The sequence below is a fragment of the Pseudomonas sp. MTM4 genome, assembly GCF_019355055.1.
In the GTDB taxonomy this organism is placed as follows: Bacteria; Pseudomonadota; Gammaproteobacteria; order Pseudomonadales; family Pseudomonadaceae; genus Stutzerimonas.
In genome coordinates this window covers 1,840,391-1,857,685 of record NZ_CP048411.1, presented here as the reverse complement: position 1 = coordinate 1,857,685, position 17,295 = coordinate 1,840,391, and the positions used below count along the sequence as shown (strand labels likewise).

At 59.4% G+C, this 17,295-nt stretch carries 19 protein-coding genes; 12 read left to right on the top strand and 7 right to left on the bottom strand.

Features of this window, described 5'->3' with window-relative positions:
* Positions 1–27: 27 nt before the first annotated feature.
* Positions 28–1,482 carry a pyruvate kinase gene (gene pyk, locus GYM54_RS08485; protein ID WP_131650712.1) on the bottom strand — a complete coding sequence of 485 codons (1,455 nt, stop codon included), beginning with the start codon at positions 1,480–1,482 and terminating at the stop codon, positions 28–30.
* 169 nt (positions 1,483–1,651) lie between these two features.
* Between pyk and GYM54_RS08480 the strand changes: the two genes are divergently transcribed.
* The 4 genes from GYM54_RS08480 to sbcB all read left to right on the top strand — a co-directional run bounded on the left by GYM54_RS08480 (position 1,652) and on the right by sbcB (position 4,526).
* Positions 1,652–2,029 (top strand): tol-pal system YbgF family protein, encoded by a 378-nt coding sequence (locus GYM54_RS08480; RefSeq protein WP_131650711.1) that lies wholly within the window; start codon positions 1,652–1,654, stop codon positions 2,027–2,029.
* Positions 2,030–2,067: 38 nt separating this feature from the next.
* On the top strand, positions 2,068–2,496 hold the full coding sequence (locus GYM54_RS08475; RefSeq protein ID WP_131650710.1) for a DUF4124 domain-containing protein: 429 nt from the start codon (positions 2,068–2,070) through the stop codon (positions 2,494–2,496).
* A 48-nt stretch (positions 2,497–2,544) separates the two neighbouring features.
* Positions 2,545–2,979, top strand: coding sequence for a PilZ domain-containing protein (locus GYM54_RS08470; protein ID WP_181100386.1), 435 nt, complete (start codon positions 2,545–2,547; stop codon positions 2,977–2,979).
* A gap of 119 nt (positions 2,980–3,098) precedes the next feature.
* Positions 3,099–4,526 carry an exodeoxyribonuclease I gene (sbcB, locus tag GYM54_RS08465; protein WP_181100388.1) on the top strand — a complete coding sequence of 476 codons (1,428 nt, stop codon included), beginning with the start codon at positions 3,099–3,101 and terminating at the stop codon, positions 4,524–4,526.
* A gap of 79 nt (positions 4,527–4,605) precedes the next feature.
* Here sbcB and mvaT read toward each other — a convergent pair whose 3' ends face one another.
* Positions 4,606–4,983: a histone-like nucleoid-structuring protein MvaT gene (gene mvaT / locus GYM54_RS08460; protein WP_131650707.1), complete on the bottom strand. Its 378-nt coding sequence runs from the start codon at positions 4,981–4,983 to the stop codon at positions 4,606–4,608.
* A 415-nt stretch (positions 4,984–5,398) separates the two neighbouring features.
* On the opposite strand from mvaT, the gene purU reads away from it, so the two are divergent.
* The 3 genes from purU to GYM54_RS08445 all read left to right on the top strand — a co-directional run bounded on the left by purU (position 5,399) and on the right by GYM54_RS08445 (position 7,992).
* A complete protein-coding gene (gene purU / locus GYM54_RS08455) occupies positions 5,399–6,250 on the top strand; it encodes a formyltetrahydrofolate deformylase (RefSeq protein ID WP_131650706.1) in 852 nt (283 codons plus the stop codon).
* 26 nt (positions 6,251–6,276) lie between these two features.
* Positions 6,277–6,462, top strand: coding sequence for a hypothetical protein (locus tag GYM54_RS08450; RefSeq protein ID WP_131650705.1), 186 nt, complete (start codon positions 6,277–6,279; stop codon positions 6,460–6,462).
* Positions 6,463–6,525: 63 nt separating this feature from the next.
* Complete coding sequence (locus tag GYM54_RS08445) at positions 6,526–7,992, top strand: helicase HerA-like domain-containing protein (RefSeq protein WP_197445567.1); 1,467 nt, start codon at positions 6,526–6,528, stop codon at positions 7,990–7,992.
* Between the two features lie 72 nt (positions 7,993–8,064).
* Here the strand turns inward: GYM54_RS08445 and GYM54_RS08440 are convergent, their stop codons facing one another.
* From GYM54_RS08440 to yaaA, 3 genes are all read right to left on the bottom strand, one after another.
* Positions 8,065–8,274 carry a hypothetical protein gene (locus GYM54_RS08440; protein WP_197445568.1) on the bottom strand — a complete coding sequence of 70 codons (210 nt, stop codon included), beginning with the start codon at positions 8,272–8,274 and terminating at the stop codon, positions 8,065–8,067.
* Positions 8,275–8,600: 326 nt separating this feature from the next.
* Positions 8,601–10,046: a mannose-1-phosphate guanylyltransferase/mannose-6-phosphate isomerase gene (locus GYM54_RS08435; RefSeq protein WP_131650702.1), complete on the bottom strand. Its 1,446-nt coding sequence runs from the start codon at positions 10,044–10,046 to the stop codon at positions 8,601–8,603.
* A gap of 680 nt (positions 10,047–10,726) precedes the next feature.
* Positions 10,727–11,503, bottom strand: a complete 777-nt coding sequence (yaaA, locus tag GYM54_RS08430) for a peroxide stress protein YaaA (protein ID WP_181100392.1) — start codon at positions 11,501–11,503, stop codon at positions 10,727–10,729.
* A gap of 138 nt (positions 11,504–11,641) precedes the next feature.
* On the opposite strand from yaaA, the gene dmeF reads away from it, so the two are divergent.
* From dmeF to moaE, 5 genes are all read left to right on the top strand, one after another.
* Positions 11,642–12,601 carry a CDF family Co(II)/Ni(II) efflux transporter DmeF gene (gene dmeF / locus GYM54_RS08425; RefSeq protein WP_197445569.1) on the top strand — a complete coding sequence of 320 codons (960 nt, stop codon included), beginning with the start codon at positions 11,642–11,644 and terminating at the stop codon, positions 12,599–12,601.
* Positions 12,602–12,862: 261 nt separating this feature from the next.
* Positions 12,863–14,251 (top strand): PhoH family protein, encoded by a 1,389-nt coding sequence (locus GYM54_RS08420; RefSeq protein ID WP_131650699.1) that lies wholly within the window; start codon positions 12,863–12,865, stop codon positions 14,249–14,251.
* A 117-nt stretch (positions 14,252–14,368) separates the two neighbouring features.
* Positions 14,369–14,839, top strand: coding sequence for a cyclic pyranopterin monophosphate synthase MoaC (moaC, locus tag GYM54_RS08415; RefSeq protein ID WP_181100396.1), 471 nt, complete (start codon positions 14,369–14,371; stop codon positions 14,837–14,839).
* The gene (locus GYM54_RS08410; RefSeq protein ID WP_181100398.1) at positions 14,836–15,084 is read left to right on the top strand and encodes a MoaD/ThiS family protein; all 249 of its coding nucleotides are present in this window, start codon (positions 14,836–14,838) and stop codon (positions 15,082–15,084) included. The genes moaC and GYM54_RS08410 overlap by 4 nt, the downstream gene beginning before the upstream one ends.
* A gap of 1 nt (position 15,085) precedes the next feature.
* Positions 15,086–15,538 carry a molybdopterin synthase catalytic subunit MoaE gene (gene moaE, locus GYM54_RS08405; protein ID WP_197445570.1) on the top strand — a complete coding sequence of 151 codons (453 nt, stop codon included), beginning with the start codon at positions 15,086–15,088 and terminating at the stop codon, positions 15,536–15,538.
* A gap of 2 nt (positions 15,539–15,540) precedes the next feature.
* Here the strand turns inward: moaE and GYM54_RS08400 are convergent, their stop codons facing one another.
* Positions 15,541–15,705 carry a hypothetical protein gene (locus GYM54_RS08400; RefSeq protein WP_165914247.1) on the bottom strand — a complete coding sequence of 55 codons (165 nt, stop codon included), beginning with the start codon at positions 15,703–15,705 and terminating at the stop codon, positions 15,541–15,543.
* Between the two features lie 152 nt (positions 15,706–15,857).
* Entirely contained in the window at positions 15,858–17,270 is a 1,413-nt protein-coding gene (gene rhlB, locus GYM54_RS08395; RefSeq protein WP_181100402.1) for an ATP-dependent RNA helicase RhlB, read from the bottom strand.
* Positions 17,271–17,295 lie beyond the last annotated feature (25 nt).

The following is a 17,295-nucleotide window of genomic DNA, read 5'->3' as shown; positions in this document are numbered from 1 at the left end:
CACGGGCCATACCTTTCGGCGTGGTTGTCAGCTCAGCGGATCGCCGACGCGTAGGATCTTCATGGTGTTGGTGCCGCCCGTGGAGTCGTGATAGCTGTCGCCCTTGGTCAGGATGACCCAATCGCCCGGCTGCACGATGTTGCGCTTGACCAGTTCGTCTACCGCCGCCTGGCTGACTTTGTCGGCCGGCAGTGCGGCTGGGTCGAACGGAACGGTCTGCACGCCACGGAACAGTGCCACGCGGGCTTGGGCATCGCGATGCGGGGTGAAGGCGAAGATCGGCACCGAGGAGCGGATGCGCGACATGATCAGCGTGGTATAGCCGCTTTCGGTCAGGCTGATGATCGCCTTGACGCCCGGGAAATGGTTGGCGGTGTACATCGCCGCGAGCGCCGTGCTTTCATCGCTGCGCTCGAAGCGCTGGCCGAGGCGGTGGCCGGACTTGATGCTGGTCGGATGTTTCTCGGCGCCGACGCAGACGCGCGCCATCGCCTTAATCGCTTCGATCGGGTATTCGCCAGCGGCGCTTTCCGCCGACAGCATGACCGCATCGGTGTAGTCGAGCACGGCGTTGGCTACATCGGAAACCTCGGCGCGGGTCGGCATCGGGCTCTGGATCATCGACTCCATCATTTGGGTCGCGGTGATCACCACCTTATTGTTGCGACGTGCGTGGAGAATGATCTTCTTCTGAATGCCAACCAGCTCGGCATCGCCGATTTCCACGCCCAAATCGCCGCGAGCGACCATCACGCCATCGCTGGCACGGATAAGCCCGTCGAGGGCTTCGTCGTCGGCAACCGCCTCGGCGCGCTCGATCTTCGCGATCAGCCAGGCGCTGGAGCCGGCCTCGTCGCGCAGGCGGCGGGCCAGTTCCATATCGGCGGCGTCGCGCGGGAATGAGACAGCCAAGTAGTCCAGCTGCAGATCCGCGGCCAGCTTGATGTCGGCCTTGTCCTTGGCGGTCAGCGCGGGAGCGGTCAAGCCACCGCCGCGACGGTTGATGCCTTTGTTGTCCGACAGCGGACCGCCGATCAGCACGGTGCAGTGCAATTCATCGGCGGTCGTCGCATCGACGCGCATGACCACACGGCCATCGTCGAGTAGCAGCTCGTCGCCGACGCTGCAATCCTTGACCAGGTCCGGATAGTCGATGCCGACCACTTCCTGATTGCCAGCGTCGCGCGGGTGGGTGACGGAGAAGCGAAAGCTGTCGCCTTCGGCCAGCTCGATGCGCTTGTTGGTGAACTTGGCGATGCGAATCTTCGGTCCCTGCAGGTCGCCAAGCAGCGCGACGAAGCGGCCATGTCGTGCGGCGATATCCCGTACCAGTTGCGCCCGGGCGCGATGCTCATCCGGCGCACCATGAGAGAAGTTCAGGCGCGCGACATCGAGTCCGGCCAGGATCATTTTTTCCAGTACTTCCGGCGAGCTGCTGGCCGGGCCTAGCGTGGCGACGATTTTGGTACGGCGCGAAGTCATTCATTGCTCCTTTTTCTGAATGGGCCGGAGGCTACTATGGCGTGCGGCTGTAGTCATCGTTGGCTTTCACTACTCTTTAAGGGGCGGGACGGCACATCGTTCGGGCGCCGAGCGGGCTGCAGTTTTTCTCGTCATGGTCGATAAGCCGGCATCGGAGGATTACTAACCCATGCGAACCCTTGCCATTCTTTTTCTGGCCACTCTCAGCGTAGGCTGTAGCAGCAGAAGTGCACTCGACCGCCATCTTGATGCCGCCTATACCCATTACCGCAACGACGATTGCGACAAGGTGATGCTCGAACTCTCCCAGGCCGAGCGTCGCAGTCGTCCCCGTGACAACCTTCAGCCGGAAATTTCGCTGTTGCGTGGCCAATGCCTGGAGCGCCAGGGCTTGTTCGTCGATGCGGCGGAAACCTATCGATTCATCCAGGCCCGTTATCCAGCTAGCGAATACGCCTTCCGTGGCCGCGCCAGACTGGAGACGTTGCGTCAGTTGGGGCACTATCAACCCGAGGAGCGGGTAGTGACCCATCCCGTCAAACCGTGAAACTGAGCTGGTCATCGTGACTGGACGGGAAGGAACCCATGCGTGTCGCATCCATACTGTTCGCAGGCTTGCTGGTCGCGCCGTGTGCAACGGCTGGTATTTACCGCTGGGTAGATTCCCAGGGAAATGTACATTTCGGCTCGCAGCCGCGCGCCGGTGCTGAGCAGGTCGAGGTGCGACCGCAGGTCATCGAGCGTGACGACGCGACTCGCGAGCGGGAGGCGCGTACCGAACGATTTCACGAGGCCCGTCGGCAAGAGCAGCAGCTGGCCGATGACGCCGCCAGCACACGCCGTGCCGAGCGCGAGCAGACGTGCCGTCAGTTGCGTCAGGAATTGTCGAGTCTGTCCCGAGGTGGCCGCTACTTTCGTGCCGATGCAAACGGAGGACGGGTCTACTACAGTGATGAGGAGATAGGGGCGGCGCGGCGGCAGTTGGCCAGTCGTATCAGTCAGAGCTGCAGCTGAGCGGCGGGCGATGGTCACGGCAATCAAACGTGCGGCAGGCAGGGAACGATGAACATGACCAATCAGCGCAGTATCCAGCGGCACCAGTTGCCGTACTACCTCAACGTTTTCAATCGTTTCACCGACAAGCCACTAGGTTTCATCGGCAACCTTTCAGAGACCGGGCTGATGCTCATCAGTCCCTATCCGATGATGGTCGATGCGCGCTTCGAGATGCGTCTGAAGATTCCCGGTCAGCATGGCCAGCTGCGTTGCGTCGACTTCAGTGCAACCTGCCGCTGGTCCCGTGAGGACGTCACGCCGGGCAGCTTCGATTCCGGTTTCGAACTAGTATCCGCGCCCAGCGAAATACGTCACATGATCGACGCGCTGCATCATTACTTCAGCTTTCGTCCGATGTCGAGCATCCCGCCGGCCCGCCTGCCGCTCAACGATGCTCCACGGCGCACGGCCGTCGACGAGGATCACTACCACGGTGGCTGAGCGATTCGGTTGCGTGGCCGGGCTTTGGTGGGTGGCGCTGATCGTTCGTGGTCCCGGTCAGCACGCCGGAAATGGTGCGCTGCTAGACTGGCGCCCGAACACCGATAGGGACGCCCCACGTGACATCCAGCATCTTCTGGTATGACTTTGAAACCACCGGTATTTCCCCGCGTTGCGACCGGCCGCTGCAGGTTGCCGGTATCCGTACCAACGAGGCGTTGGAGGAAATTGGCGAGCCGCTGAATATCTATTGCCGCCTCAGCGACGACATCCTGCCGCATCCGGCTGCGTGTCTGGTAACTGGCATCACCCCCACGACCTTGGCCGAGAAAGGCTTATGTGAGGCGGAGTTCATTACTCGCCTGCATCAGGAGCTGGCGCTGCCGGGTACCTGTGGTGCGGGTTACAACACGCTGCGTTTCGATGACGAAGTGCTGCGCTACAGTCTGTACCGCAACTTCTTCGACCCGTATGCACGCGAATGGCAAAGCGGCAACAGCCGTTGGGATCTGATCGATCTGGTTCGCACCGCTTATGCACTACGCCCCCAAGGACTGGTCTGGCCGGAGGAGGACGGACGAGTGACGCTCAAGCTGGAGCGCCTAAGTGCGGCCAACGGCCTCGAACATCTACAGGCGCATGACGCGTTATCGGATGTGCGAGCAACCATCGCACTGGCCCGTTTGATACGGGATCGTCAGCCCCGGCTCTATGACTACCTATATAGGTTGCGCCGCAAGAATGCAGTCATCGAGCAGATCGAGCTTTTGAAACCGATGGTACATATCTCGGGGCGCTTTTCTGCCGCTCGGCATTATCTCTCCATAGTTCTGCCGCTGGCCTGGCATCCACGTAATCGCAACGCACTGATTGTTTGCGACCTCAACTCCGAATGCTCACCTTTGTGGGAAGAAACTTCCGATGATCTCCGCGAGCGGCTGTATACCCGGCGGGAAGATCTTGGCGAGAAGCTGCCAACCCCGCTGAAACTGGTACATGTGAACCGCTGCCCCGTATTGGTGCCCATGAATGTCTTGCGCGCCTCCGATATCGATCGACTGGGCCTGGATCTGCGTTGTTGCGAAACCAGGGCGCGCGATCTGCGCGGCCGAAAGGCAGAATGGAGCACGAAACTCGCCGATATTTATCAAGAGCAGGGGTTCGCTGACTTAGCGGATCCTGAGCAACAACTTTATGAAGCTTTCCTGGGCGAGCGTGATCGGCGTCTGTGCGAACAGGTCAGAAATCTGGTGCCGACTCAGACTTCGAGCGAAGTGCCGCCGTTTGATGATGCGCGTCTACCGGAACTGCATTTTCGTTACCGCGCACGCAACTTTCCTGAATGCCTTTCGGCGGCCGAGAAGCAGCAATGGGATGAGTTCTGCCGGCAACGCTTAACCGCGCCCGAGTTTGGGGCGCCCAATACGCTGGAGCAATTCGAAAGTACTCTGCAAGCGCAGTTGACGACCGCGACCTCGCAGCAGGCGCAGCTACTTCAGCAATGGGCTTCGTATGCCCAGGGCTTGCGTGAGCGGTACCTTCGCTGATTTGAGCGGACACAAAAAAGCCATTTGATCCGCATGCGTGGCATGAGGCGTCAGATGGCTTTCAGCTGTAGCGGAATAATTAGCCGAGCAGAGTGGCCCAACCTTCAACCTCTTCCGAGCCCCACTGCGCTTTCCACTCTTTCAGCGTCTTGTGATTACCACCTTTGGTTTCAATCACTTCGCCGTTATGCGGATTCTTGTATTGCTTGATACGGCGGGCGCGCTTGGTTGCGGCTGGTGCCTTTGCGGTACGTTGTGTCTTGCTGTTTCGGGCATCCGGATCAAGCAGCGCAATGATGTCGCGAAGCGATTTTTGATATTCGCCCATCAGTTCACGCAGTTTGCCTTCGAATTCAAGCTCTTTTTTCAGCTTGTCGTCTGCAGAAAGAGATTTCAGGCGTTCCTGCAGTTCCTTGATGGCTTCTTCAGTGGCGCGGTATTCATTGATTAGCGACATGTGACTTCCTTGGTATAGGTTTGAACGCAAGTGTTGGTAATCATAGACAGCCGCAATGCTCAAGTAAATATAGCGTTGAATAAAGTTTGACTATGGTTCTCTTTGAAATTGGCCGTTAAAGCCGTTCAGTTAGTCTTCGGCGAAATAATTCTTCCTTGAAGTTAGCGCTACGTCAGGTCCCGGTTACCAGGCGCCCCGCTCTGCATCGGCGGAGTCGCTGTCCGCGACACAATATTACGAAACCGGTATCGGGCGCTGTATAGGATAACCCTCAGGTTATTGGGGTTCATGTGTACCTAAAATGGTGGCCCGGCGGCGAACACCGGGGAAGGGTGCGCGCTGGTGCGATCATGTGGTTACGGTTTTCTTCGCTGCGCTAGAATGCGCCACCTTTTTATAGCCGGAGTTAACTTTCATGCGCACGTTCAGGCTGGTTATTGCCTGCCCCGATGGCGTTGGCATTGTCGCCAAGGTCAGTAATTTCCTGGCCACTTACAATGGGTGGATCACCGAAGCCAATCATCACTCCGATCATCAGAGTGGCTGGTTTTTCATGCGTCATGAAATCCGTGCTGATTCGTTGCCGTTCGATCTCGCAGGTTTTCATCAGGCGTTCGCGCCGATAGCGCGTGAGTTCTCCATGGAGTGGCGCATTACCGACTCGGAACAGCGCAAGCGCGTGGTGCTGATGGCCAGTCGCGAGTCGCATTGTCTGGCCGATCTGCTGCACAGATGGCACAGCGGTGAGCTGGATTGCGATATTCCCTGCGTGATTTCCAATCACGACGACCTGCGTAGCATGGTCGAGTGGCATGGAATTCCGTTCTTCCATGTGCCGGTCAAGCCAGGACACAAGGAAGAGGCGTTTGCCGAGGTGTCGCGTCTGGTGCGTGAACATCAGGCCGATGTGATAGTGCTTGCCCGCTACATGCAGATCCTTCCGGCCGAGCTGTGTGAAGAGTTCGCGCAGCGCGTGATCAACATCCACCACAGCTTCCTACCTTCGTTCGTAGGGGCCAAGCCCTACCATCAGGCTGCGCAGCGAGGGGTCAAACTGATCGGCGCAACCTGCCATTACGTAACCGAAGAGCTGGATGCCGGGCCGATTATCGAGCAGGACGTGGTGCGTGTCAGTCACCGCGACAGCATCGAGGACATGGTGCGGCTGGGCAAAGACGTGGAAAAGATGGTGCTATCGCGTGGCTTGCGCTATCACTTGCAAGAGCGTGTGCTGGTTCACGGCAACAAGACCCTGGTATTCAACTGACCACCGTTTTCGGTACGGGAGGATGCATGACCGATCCATTGGCAAAGGCCGGTGCTAGCGCGCCGCCGATCATTGGGAGTGGTTGTACCCAGCGCTACGATCCGGAGCATCTCGGCGCTGAACTCGGAACCGACTTTCCTGGCGCCGAAGCGTTGTGGAAACAGCGGATTGCTGCTGAGGTCGCCGCCTCGGCGGCGCCGCCGACTGAATGATGGGTGAGGCGCCCGGCTGGCGTTGCTCGGTCATCCACGGTTATCCGTTCTGGAGACGGTCAGATGAAACATAACGATCGCGTCGTGCTGGGTGTGGATGCCACCGGTGAGGCCAATACGCATCCGCTTCGGCTGATCAATCGTCACGGGCTTGTCGCTGGCGCGACAGGGACTGGCAAGACGGTGACCCTGCAGCGACTCGCCGAGCAATTCAGCAATGCGGGCATCTCGGTGTTTGCGGCGGATATCAAGGGCGATCTGTGCGGGCTGGGTGCGACTGGAGCGCCCCAGGGAAAGATTGCCGAGCGCATCGCCAGCATGCCTTGGCTCGCCCACCAACCGCAGGCCTATCCCGTGATGCTCTGGGACGTGTACGGCCTGAGCGGACATCCGCTGCGCACTACGCTTACCGAAATGGGCCCGCTGCTGCTGGGCAGCTTGCTCGAGTTGACAGATAGCCAGCAGGCCGCGCTCTACGCAGCGTTCAAAGTGGCTGATCGGGAAGGCCTGTTGCTTCTGGATCTGAAGGACCTCAAGGCACTGCTCGGTCACCTTAAGGCGCAACCCGAGGTGTTGGGTGAGGATGCGGCACTGCTAACCAATGCATCGTCACAGGCATTGCTGCGGCGGCTGGCGGGCCTGGAGCAGCAGGGCGCCGAAGCGTTGTTCGGTGAGCCGGCGCTGGCGCTGGAAGATATCCTTCAGCCTGCGCACGATGGGCGCGGCAGGATTCATCTACTGGATGCCAGCCGGTTGGTGCATCAGGCACCCAAGATCTACGCGACGTTTCTGCTGTGGTTGCTGGCCGAGCTGTTCGAACAGTTGCCCGAGCGCGGCGATGCGGACCGTCCGCTGCTGGCACTGTTCTTCGATGAGGCGCACCTGCTGTTCAATGACACCCCGAAGGCGCTGCAGGACAGACTGGTTCAGGTCGTTCGGCTGATTCGCTCCAAAGGTGTGGGCGTCTATTTCGTTACCCAGTCTCCGGCGGATCTGCCAGATGATGTTTTGGCGCAGCTGGGGCTGCGTATCCAGCATGGGTTGCGGGCCTACACGGTCAAGGAACAGAAGGCCTTGCGTGCGGTAGCCGATGGTTTCCGAGCCAACCCAGCGTTTTCCGCGCTGGACTCGCTGGTCGACCTCGGAATCGGTGAGGCGCTGGTGGGCGGGCTCGAAGACAATGGCACGCCGGCCATGGCCCAGCGCGTGGCTATCGCTCCTCCAGAGTCGAGAGTGGGGCCGCTCGACGACGAGGAAAGACGTGCACTGATTGCCGATTCACCGTTGCGCACACGCTACGAGAAGGCAATCGATCGGGAGTCCGCCTATGAAATCCTGCGCGAGCGGGTAGGGCAGGCAAGCAAGATCGAGCCACAGAAGAACACCCCGGCATCAAAGAATGAAGCAGGTGACGCTTTCGGTGATCTTGCCGAGCGAATGTTCAAGAGCGCCATGCGCCAAGCGGCGTCGCAATTAGGGCGGCAATTGGCAAGGGGTTTGATGGGCTCGCTGCTCGGTGGGAAGCGCTGACCGGAAGAAATAAAGAAGGGTGGTTCGGCTCGGGTCGCTTTGAATAGCAATCGGGCCGAGCACCGAAGAGCTTTATTCGGTCTCGGTTACCTTTTGCGATAGTTCTTTTTCTATTTTTTCCAATTCTTTCTGGAACATCTGATCGTAAACTGTCTGCTTTTTCCGCCAAGGCTTGCGTTCGGGGTCGGGCTGCGCGGCGTAGGTGGTTACTTCGCCCCCATATACGGTCTGGAAGCGCTTGGCCTGCCGTTCAAGTTCGGCGCGTAATTCATCTTTGGTCACTCTTTATCTTTCCTTCCTATAGTTTCGGCGCCGATGCACTGACCGATGCCGATAGCGGCCCGGGCAGATAAGTCTGGCGATGGCTTTATTTAATGGGCTGGCCGGCTGCTTTGCAAGCATGGGGCATGAACAAGTGTATGCGAAAGTTATCGCAAGGCGCTGGGCTAACAGATTGTCAGCGTAACACCCGATGATTCGATGGTGTTCCCTGCTTATGTAACAGCGCTATGTTTCGTCTGAACTGAGTATTCATCAAATGGAGCTGCACTTCGTTCAGATACGACAAGGCCGCGCCTGACGCTGGCGCGGCTTTGGTGCAGCGTGATTCAGCGGGCCGAATGACTTGCTACATCGTCACGGGCGCGACCGTATACGTCGTCCAGTCGCTCGATGTCGTCTTCGCCGAGATAGCTGCCCGACTGAACTTCGATGATCTCCAGCGGAATTTTGCCGGGGTTGGCCAGTCGGTGGATGGAGGTTACCGGGATATAGGTCGACTGGTTCTCGGTCAGCAGGAAGGTCTTGTCATTGCAGGTCACCTGGGCGGTGCCGGATACGACGATCCAATGCTCAGCGCGGTGATGGTGCATTTGCAGGGAGAGCTGCGCGCCCGGGTTGACGCATATCCGCTTGACCTGGAAGCGACCGCCCATATCGACCGAGTCATACCAGCCCCAAGGGCGATACACCGCGCAATGGTTCACCGTTTCGGAGCGCTTCATGTCATCGAGCTTGTTCACCAGCTTCTTGACGTCCTGGACTTTATCCTTGTGCGCGATCATCGTCGCGTCCTTGGTTTCGACCACTACGATATTGTCCAGGCCGACCACGGTTACCAATTTGCCGTTGCCGTGAACGAGGCAGTTGCGACTGTCTTCGACGATCACGTCGCCTCTGGTCACGTTGCCGTTCTCGTCCTTTTCCAGCACGTCCCACAGCGATGACCAGGAGCCAACATCGCTCCAGCCTGCCGACATGGGCACGACGCAGGCCAGTTCGGTCTTTTCCATCACTGCGTAGTCGATCGAGTTGTCTGGACAGCAGGCGAAGGTCTCCGGATCGATCAGGACTTCATTACCATTTTTGGCGCTGCGCTCCAGCGCGGCCCAGCAGGTGTCGTAGATGTCCGGGTCATGTTTTTTCAGTTCTTCCAGGAATACGCTGGCGCGGAACAGGAACATGCCGCTGTTCCAATAGTAATCACCCGACTCGACATATTGCTGGGCACGCGCTTCGTCAGGTTTCTCGACGAAGTTGGTGACGCGGTTGACGCCTTCCGGCAAGCCATTGCGCTCGTTGTGATCGCACTTGATGTAGCCATAACCGGTCTCTGGGCTAGTCGCGGGGATGCCGAACAGCACCATCTCACCGTTTTCCGCCGCGTTCGTGGCAAGCGCCAGCGAGCGCTGGAATGCTTTGTGGTCTTCGATCACATGATCCGCTGGGAGAACCAGCAAGAGTTCATCGCGGCCTTCTTCAATCAGCTTCATCGCCGCGATGGCGATTGCCGGTGCGGTATTTCGGCCGAAAGGCTCGAGCATAAGGCCCTGAATACTCAGCTTGCGTGCGGCCAGTTGCTCCTTGACGATGAAGCGGTGCTCCTGGTTGCAAACCAGCAGAGGCGGCTGCATGCCTTCGAAAGCGAGCCGCTCGATGGTTTGCTGGAACAGCGTCTGCTCAGCCGTGAGGGCGAGAAACTGCTTGGGGAACGCTTTGCGCGAAAGAGGCCAGAGCCGGGAACCGCTACCGCCTGAAAGGATGACCGGAATCATGTTGTTTCTCCTGAATCGTTGAGAAGGGGAGTTCTTCTTGTCCATTTGGCTGCACGGATTCGTGCCCGTCCTACGCTTCTGGTTGGCCTTCAGCTGCGGCTCGCCGCCAGGCTCTTTTTTCCAGCAATGAAACTGCCTTCGGAGCCACTGCGTGGTCCGAGCATGGAATATGTGGTTTTGTCTGGACCGCAGACGCTATTGGTGCTGCGGCGTTGATCACCGCTCCGAAATGGGTGGCCGCAAGCCCTCCAATCCGATACGGGCAGAAGTGCGCTGTTTTCGGCTGCGCTCCGCCCCGCTGATTGTGGCGCGTGAGGCAAATGGCGGTGAGTCCCTATCTTGCTTCGGTCTGATCTCAGCGGATCATATGCAACGACCGTAGAGGGCCACTCTGGCTGATCCGTTGAGCTCTGTTTTGAAATCCACTGCACGTTCATGTGCGACGTCCCTTTCCATCTGGAAATGCCGGTACGCGCTTATGATTGCCGGTGCCTTCGGATAGTTCCCTGAGTAGCTGCCGCTGATCGGGGAGTTTTTTCGAATTGACGAATAAAGCTCGCCAGACCGCGAACTAGACGGCGACGGACGCCAGGCGGCGTAGGGATCAGCGATGAATGGCAGGCGAGAGAGGGAGCGGAAGAACCCCCGCGGCTCTCATCCGCCGCGAGGGGAGGGCGGGTTCAGGACTGAACGTCGCGCAGGAACACCAAATGGTCGCTGGATGAGTCAGACGGACTGTAACGATAGCCATCGTAAGCGAAGTTCTTCAGTTGCTCGGGCCGCTCGATGCGCTCTTTGATCACATAGCGGCTCATCAAGCCGCGCGCTTTCTTGGCGTAGAAACTGATGATCTTGTACTGGCCGTTCTTCATGTCCTTGAAATCGACATCGATGATGCGGGCATTCAAGGCCTTGCGTTTGACCGCGCCGAAATACTCATTTGAAGCTAGGTTGAGCAGGACGTCATCTCCTTGTGCCGCCAATGCGTCGTTTAGCCAGTTGCTGATGCGCTCGCCCCAGAAGGCATACAGATCCTTGCCTCGGCTGTTGACCATTTTGGTGCCCATCTCCAATCGATAGGGTTGCATCAAGTCGAGCGGACGCAGAACCCCGTAAAGCCCGGACAGCATGCGCAGGTGCTTCTGGGCGAAATCGAAATCCGGTTCGGAAAAGTCGCTCGCATTCAGTCCTGTGTAAACATCGCCCTTGAACGCGAGAAGCGCTTGCTTGGCGTTGGCCGGTGTGAATTCGGGCGTCCAACTGCCGTAGCGGGCAACGTTCAGAGCGGCGAGCTTGTCCGAAAGGTGCATCAGTTCGCCGACTTGTTGCGGCGACAGTTCGCGCAACCCTTCGATCAACTGCTGAGCGTGGTCGAGGTGCTCGGGTTGAGTGAAACGTTGGGTCGTCGGTGGGGAGTCGTAATCCAGGGTCTTGGCCGGCGATATCACCATCAGCATGCATCGGTCTCCTTTGAAGGGGGCCGATTCTAGGCTTTATCGATGCCATGGCTCCACCTATGGGCTCGATTAACCAAAAGCTTGACCTTGCCGTGGGGGAAGGGGACAAGCTCGGCATGCCGGATTCAGGAGCGCTTTATGACCGACTGCAATCATTCACACTGGAAACCGTCCCATGACTATCGTCCGCTCGAACAAGGGGCCGAGCGACAGACATGGACGGTCGTGGCGCTGACTGGGTTGACCATGGCGGTAGAGATCGCCGCTGGCTACCTGTTCAATTCCATGGCGCTGCTCGCCGATGGCTGGCATATGGCGTCCCACATGGTGGCCATCGGCATGGCGGCGATCGCCTACTTGCTGGCGCGCCGCTACGCCAATGATCGGCGCTTCGCATTCGGGACCTGGAAAATCGAGGTCCTTGCGGGGTTCGCGAGTGCCGTGCTACTGGTCGTGGTGGCGCTGATGATGATCGGCGAGTCGCTGTCGCGCTTCTGGTCGCCGGCGCGGATCGGTTTCGACGAGGCGCTGTGGGTGGCGTTCATCGGGCTGGCTGTGAACCTGCTGTCGGCCTGGTTGTTGCGCGAGCAGCATGATCACCACGGCCACGGCCACGGCCACGGCCACGGCCACGGCCATGAGGCGGCGCCAGGGCGGGATCTCAATCGCCACGCGGCCTTCGTTCACGTGTTGACCGACGGGCTGACGTCAGTCGCTGCGATTATCGCTCTGTTGGGAGGCAAGTATTTCGGCTGGAACTGGCTGGACCCGCTGATGGGCATCATCGGGGCGGTGGTCATTCTGGTCTGGGCCAAAGGGCTGTTGCGCGACACCGGCAAGGCGCTACTGGATCGCGAAATGGATGATCCACTGGTGCAGCGCGTGCAGAAGCGTTTGGAGGCGGTGCCCGATACGGATGTGGCAGACCTGCACCTGTGGCGGGTCGGCCGCGCGCAATACAGCTGCGTCGTCACGCTCGTCACCCACCAAGCGTATTCGGCTGATCGCTACAAAGCCGAGCTGGCTGACTTCTCGGAGTTGGTTCACGTGACGGCGGAGGTGAACCGGTGCGGCAAAAGTGTCCGGGTTGATTATTGAGCCTAGTCAGCGTCTGGAAGCCCGCCAAGCGCAATTCGTCGTTTCGATAAAAAAACGTCGGCGAATGGAAAAAGACTTTTTCCTGTCATCAATTTTGCGGTATTACGACATCAAGACCGCCGAAACCTGCACTCACAGGTGGCGGCCTCTGGGTGGCCCCAAGCCCCTGCCTCCCAAGTCCGCTCACCTTGCGCACGGTGGTTTTTCTGCGGCGGAGAGCATTCGGCCCTCCGTCGTCCGGCTCCGAAAAGGTGATCGTGTATGGATGACTACGGCAGACCCCGCGCTACTCAGCCCACCCTTTACGTTCTCGATACCAACGTTCTGATTCACGACCCCAACGCGATATTGAATTTCCAGGAACACCAGGTCGCCATTCCGATGACGGTTCTGGAAGAGTTGGACAAGCTCAAGACCGGCAAGCACACCGTGGCGGCAGAGTGCCGCCAGGCGATCCGTCTGATCGACAAGGTGCTTGGCGACGCGACGCCCGAGGAGGTCGAACTCGGCGTGCCGATTCAGCGCGAGAAGAGCGGGCCCTGCGGCAGCCTGTCGATTCTCATGAGCAAGGGCGCCGACTCCAGCGCACTGCCGGAAGACCTCAACGACAACAAGATCATCAACCAGGTCGTGGACCTGCAGCGGCGTCACACGGGTGTTCCGGTGGTGCTGGTCACCAACGATATCAACATGCGTTTGAAGGCGCGGGCATGTGGCGTGGCCGCGGAGGATTATCACACCGACAAGCTAGTGGACGACGTGGGCCAGCTGTCGCGCGGTTATCACAGCCTGAGCGGATCGTTCTGGGACCGCGTCAGCAAGGTCGATACCCATCAGGGACATGGACGAACCTGGCACCGTGTACAGCTAATCGACAACCTGCCGGCCGTGCACATCAATGAGTTCATCCTCGACGAGCAGGGCTTCGTCGGCTGGATCAAGGGCATCAAGGCGGACGAGCTGCTCTTGCTCGACATGCATCAGGAGCCGTTGCTACATCAGGAGGCCTGGGGGCTTCGTCCGCGGGATATCCATCAGGCGCTGGCATTGTTTGCCTTGCTTGATCCCGACATTCACCTGGTCAATCTCTCGGGCGCTGCGGGCTCCGGCAAGACCATCCTGGCACTGGCCGCCGCCATCGAGCAAACCGTGGCGAGCAAGCGTTACCGCCGGATCATCGCGACGCGCAGCGTACAGGGGCTGGACGAGGACATTGGCTTCCTGCCTGGCACCGAAGCGGAAAAAATGGAGCCCTGGCTCGGCGCGATCACCGATAACCTCGAAGCGCTGCACATGGATGACGAGAACACCCACGGCAGTGTCGACTACATCCTGCAAAAGGTGCCGCTGCAGTTCAAATCGCTCAATTACATTCGTGGGCGCAGCTTCCAGCAGAGCCTGATCCTCATCGACGAGTGCCAGAACCTCACGCCGCACCAGATGAAGACCATCATCACGCGGGCAGGTAGCGGGTCGAAAGTTGTGTGCCTGGGGAACCTGGCGCAGATCGACACGCCCTATCTCTCAGCCACCAGTTCAGGTCTGACCTATCTCACGGAGCGCTTCAAGGACTTCCCACACGGCATGCACATTACCTTGCAGGGCGTGCCTCGTTCGGTGCTCGCCGAATACGCAGAGGCCCATATGTAACCAAGGCACAAAGACCGATGGCAGCGCTGGAGAGCTGGACGGTAGCGGGCATTTCGTCCAGCCTCCAGCCTCCATCGGTTAGACTGGTGGCCTGTCCCAATAACAAAAAGGTTAGCAATGCTCACCCATCTCGATTCCCAGGGGCGGGCCAACATGGTCGACGTTACCGCCAAGGCCGTTACGGCGCGTGAGGCGGTGGCGGAGGCAAAGGTCCGCATGCTTCCCGAAACCCTGCAGATGATTCAGCAGGGCGGGCACCCAAAGGGCGACGTATTCGCGGTAGCCCGTATTGCCGGCATCCAGGCGGCAAAGAAAACCCATGAACTGATACCACTCTGTCATCCCTTGCTGCTGACCAGCATCAAGGTCGAGCTGCAGCCCGAAGGGGACGACTGCGTGCGTATTCAGGCGCGCTGCAAACTGGCCGGCCAGACCGGTGTGGAAATGGAAGCGCTGACCGCGGTGAGCATTGCCGCGCTGACCATCTACGACATGTGCAAAGCCGTCGATAAGGGCATGGTCGTGGAAGGCGTGCGGCTGCTGGAGAAGCTGGGCGGGAAAAGCGGACATTGGCAGGTGCCGACATGATTCAAGTGCAATATTTCGCTCGTTATCGCGAAGCCCTTGGGCTCGATGCCGAGCAGCTGGAGTGGAATGCATCGCTTCGGCAGGTGGACGACCTCAGACAGCAGCTGCTGGCACGCGGCGGCGAATGGTCGGTACTGAGCGAGGGGGGGCTGATGTGCGCGCGCAATCAGGAGCTGTGCGGACTCGACGAGCCGCTGGCCGAAGGCGACGAAGTGGCATTTTTCCCCACCGTGACCGGAGGTTGATATGAGCGTGCGTGTCCAGCATGACCCGTTCGATCCGGGCGCCGAGCTAAATGCGCTACACGCCGCGAACCTCGGTATCGGCGCGGTAACTAGCTTCGTCGGCTATGTTCGCGATTTCAACGATGGGCATGATGTCGCCGGTATGTTTCTCGAGCACGCGCCGGGCATGACGGAAAAGGCGTTGCAGAAGATCATCGAGGAGGCGACTGCGCGATGGCCCTTGCTCAAGCTGGAGATCCTGCACCGGGTTGGACGACTCGAACCAGGTGAGCCGATCGTCTTCGTCGGCGCAACCAGCGCACACCGCGAAGCGGCATTCGACGGTTGCCGCTTCGTCATGGATTACCTGAAGACTCGAGCGCCGTTCTGGAAGAAGGAAGACACCCCGTCCGGCCCGCGCTGGGTCGAAGGGCGCTGTACCGACCAGGCCGCCGCCGAGCGGTGGCGGCAGTAACGTCAGCCGAAGGTGATCTGCAGTTTGTAGAACAGGGTGGAAAGCATCGACAGGATGCCCAGCCCGAGTAGCGCGACACCCCATCCCCGCTCGCGAAAGTTGAAGCCGGCGCCCATCAGGATGAAGCTCGCGATGATTAGTATCAGCATGGTGTCGATGTCGACCATATGCTTGGCTCCTGCTGTGAAGGGTTTCCTTTACTGTAGGTGCTTATAGGACTTGATGGGTGATTTGCGTCAGTTCGACTGCAGTGACAGGGCAATTCGGGCATAAAAAAGGCGAAGCCGCAGCGGCTTCGCCTTTTCGCTTTCTGAGGTACTCAGCGCTTGGCCGGAACGGGCGCCAGGAGCTCTGCGGGTGGCATTTCACAGCTGATGCTGCGGCCCAGCAATGCTTCGATGGCCGGCAGGGCGAAGGCGTCATCCTCGCCGGCAAAGCTGATCGAGGTGCCGCTGGCGCCGGCTCGACCGGTGCGTCCGATACGATGCACGTAGTCGTCAGGTACTTCCGGCAGAGTGAAGTTGATCACGTGGCTGATGCCGTCGACATGGATGCCGCGTCCGGCTACGTCGGTTGCCACCATGACGCGAATCTTGCCCTCGCGGAAACCTTCCAGTGCGCGGATTCGCTTGTGTTGGGGCACGTCACCGGACATCTGCACGGCGCTGATACCGTCACGGGTGAGGCGCTCCTCGATACGGCGTACCTCGTCCTTGCGGTTGGCGAACACCATCACGCGGGTCCAGTCGTTCTGAGTGATCAGGTTGTAGAGCAGCTTGTACTTGTCACTGCCCGCTACGGCATAAACGTGTTGCTCGACCGTATCACTCGCAACGTTAACCGCTTCGATCTCGACGATCGCCGGATCGGTGGTCCACTGCTTGGCGAGGTTCATCACGTCGTCGGTAAAGGTGGCGGAAAACAGTAGCGTCTGGCGCTCGCTCTTGGGTGGCGTCTGGCGAATGATCTGGCGAACCTGGGGGATGAAGCCCATGTCGAGCATGCGGTCGGCTTCGTCGAGTACCAGCACTTCGACCATGTCCAGATGCACTTCGCCTCGTTGGTTGAAGTCCAGCAGGCGTCCCGGTGTAGCCACCAGAATGTCGCAGTAGCGGGACTCCAGCGCCTTGAGTTGCTTGTCGAAGTCCATGCCGCCGACAAAGCTCATCACGTTCAAGCCGGTGTACTTGGTCAGGTTCAGTGCGTCGTTGGCAATCTGCACCACCAGTTCGCGGGTCGGCGCAATGATCAGCGCCCGCGGCTCACCCATGTAACGGTCGCTGGGCGGCGGCGTCTGCAACAGCTGGGTGATGGTGGAAATCAGGAAGGCCGCAGTTTTGCCGGTGCCGGTCTGTGCGCGACCGATTGCATCGCGGCCTTTGAGTGTGAACCCCAGAACCTGTGCCTGGATCGGCGTGCAATACGGGAAACCCAGGTCGTGAATGGCGTGCATCAGTTCCGGGGCGAGTTTGAAGTCATGAAAGCGCGTTTTGCCTTCGGCCGGTTCGACCTGGAAGTCTTCCAGTTTCCAGGCGGGGGCGGGCGGTGCTGCGGGTTTGCGTGAGCGCTCTCGGCGAGGCTTGGGCGCTGCTGCTGCGTCGACCGACTGCTCGGTTGTTTCAGGGCGCGCAGGGCGAGGAGTGTCGATAGGTGTCGAGGTGTCGCTGGCAGGCTGGGCGGCTGGTAGCTCTGCCGGACCTTTGCCAAAAATTTTCTTGAGTGCTTTGAGCACGGTTTCCGTCTCTGTCTATAAGGTT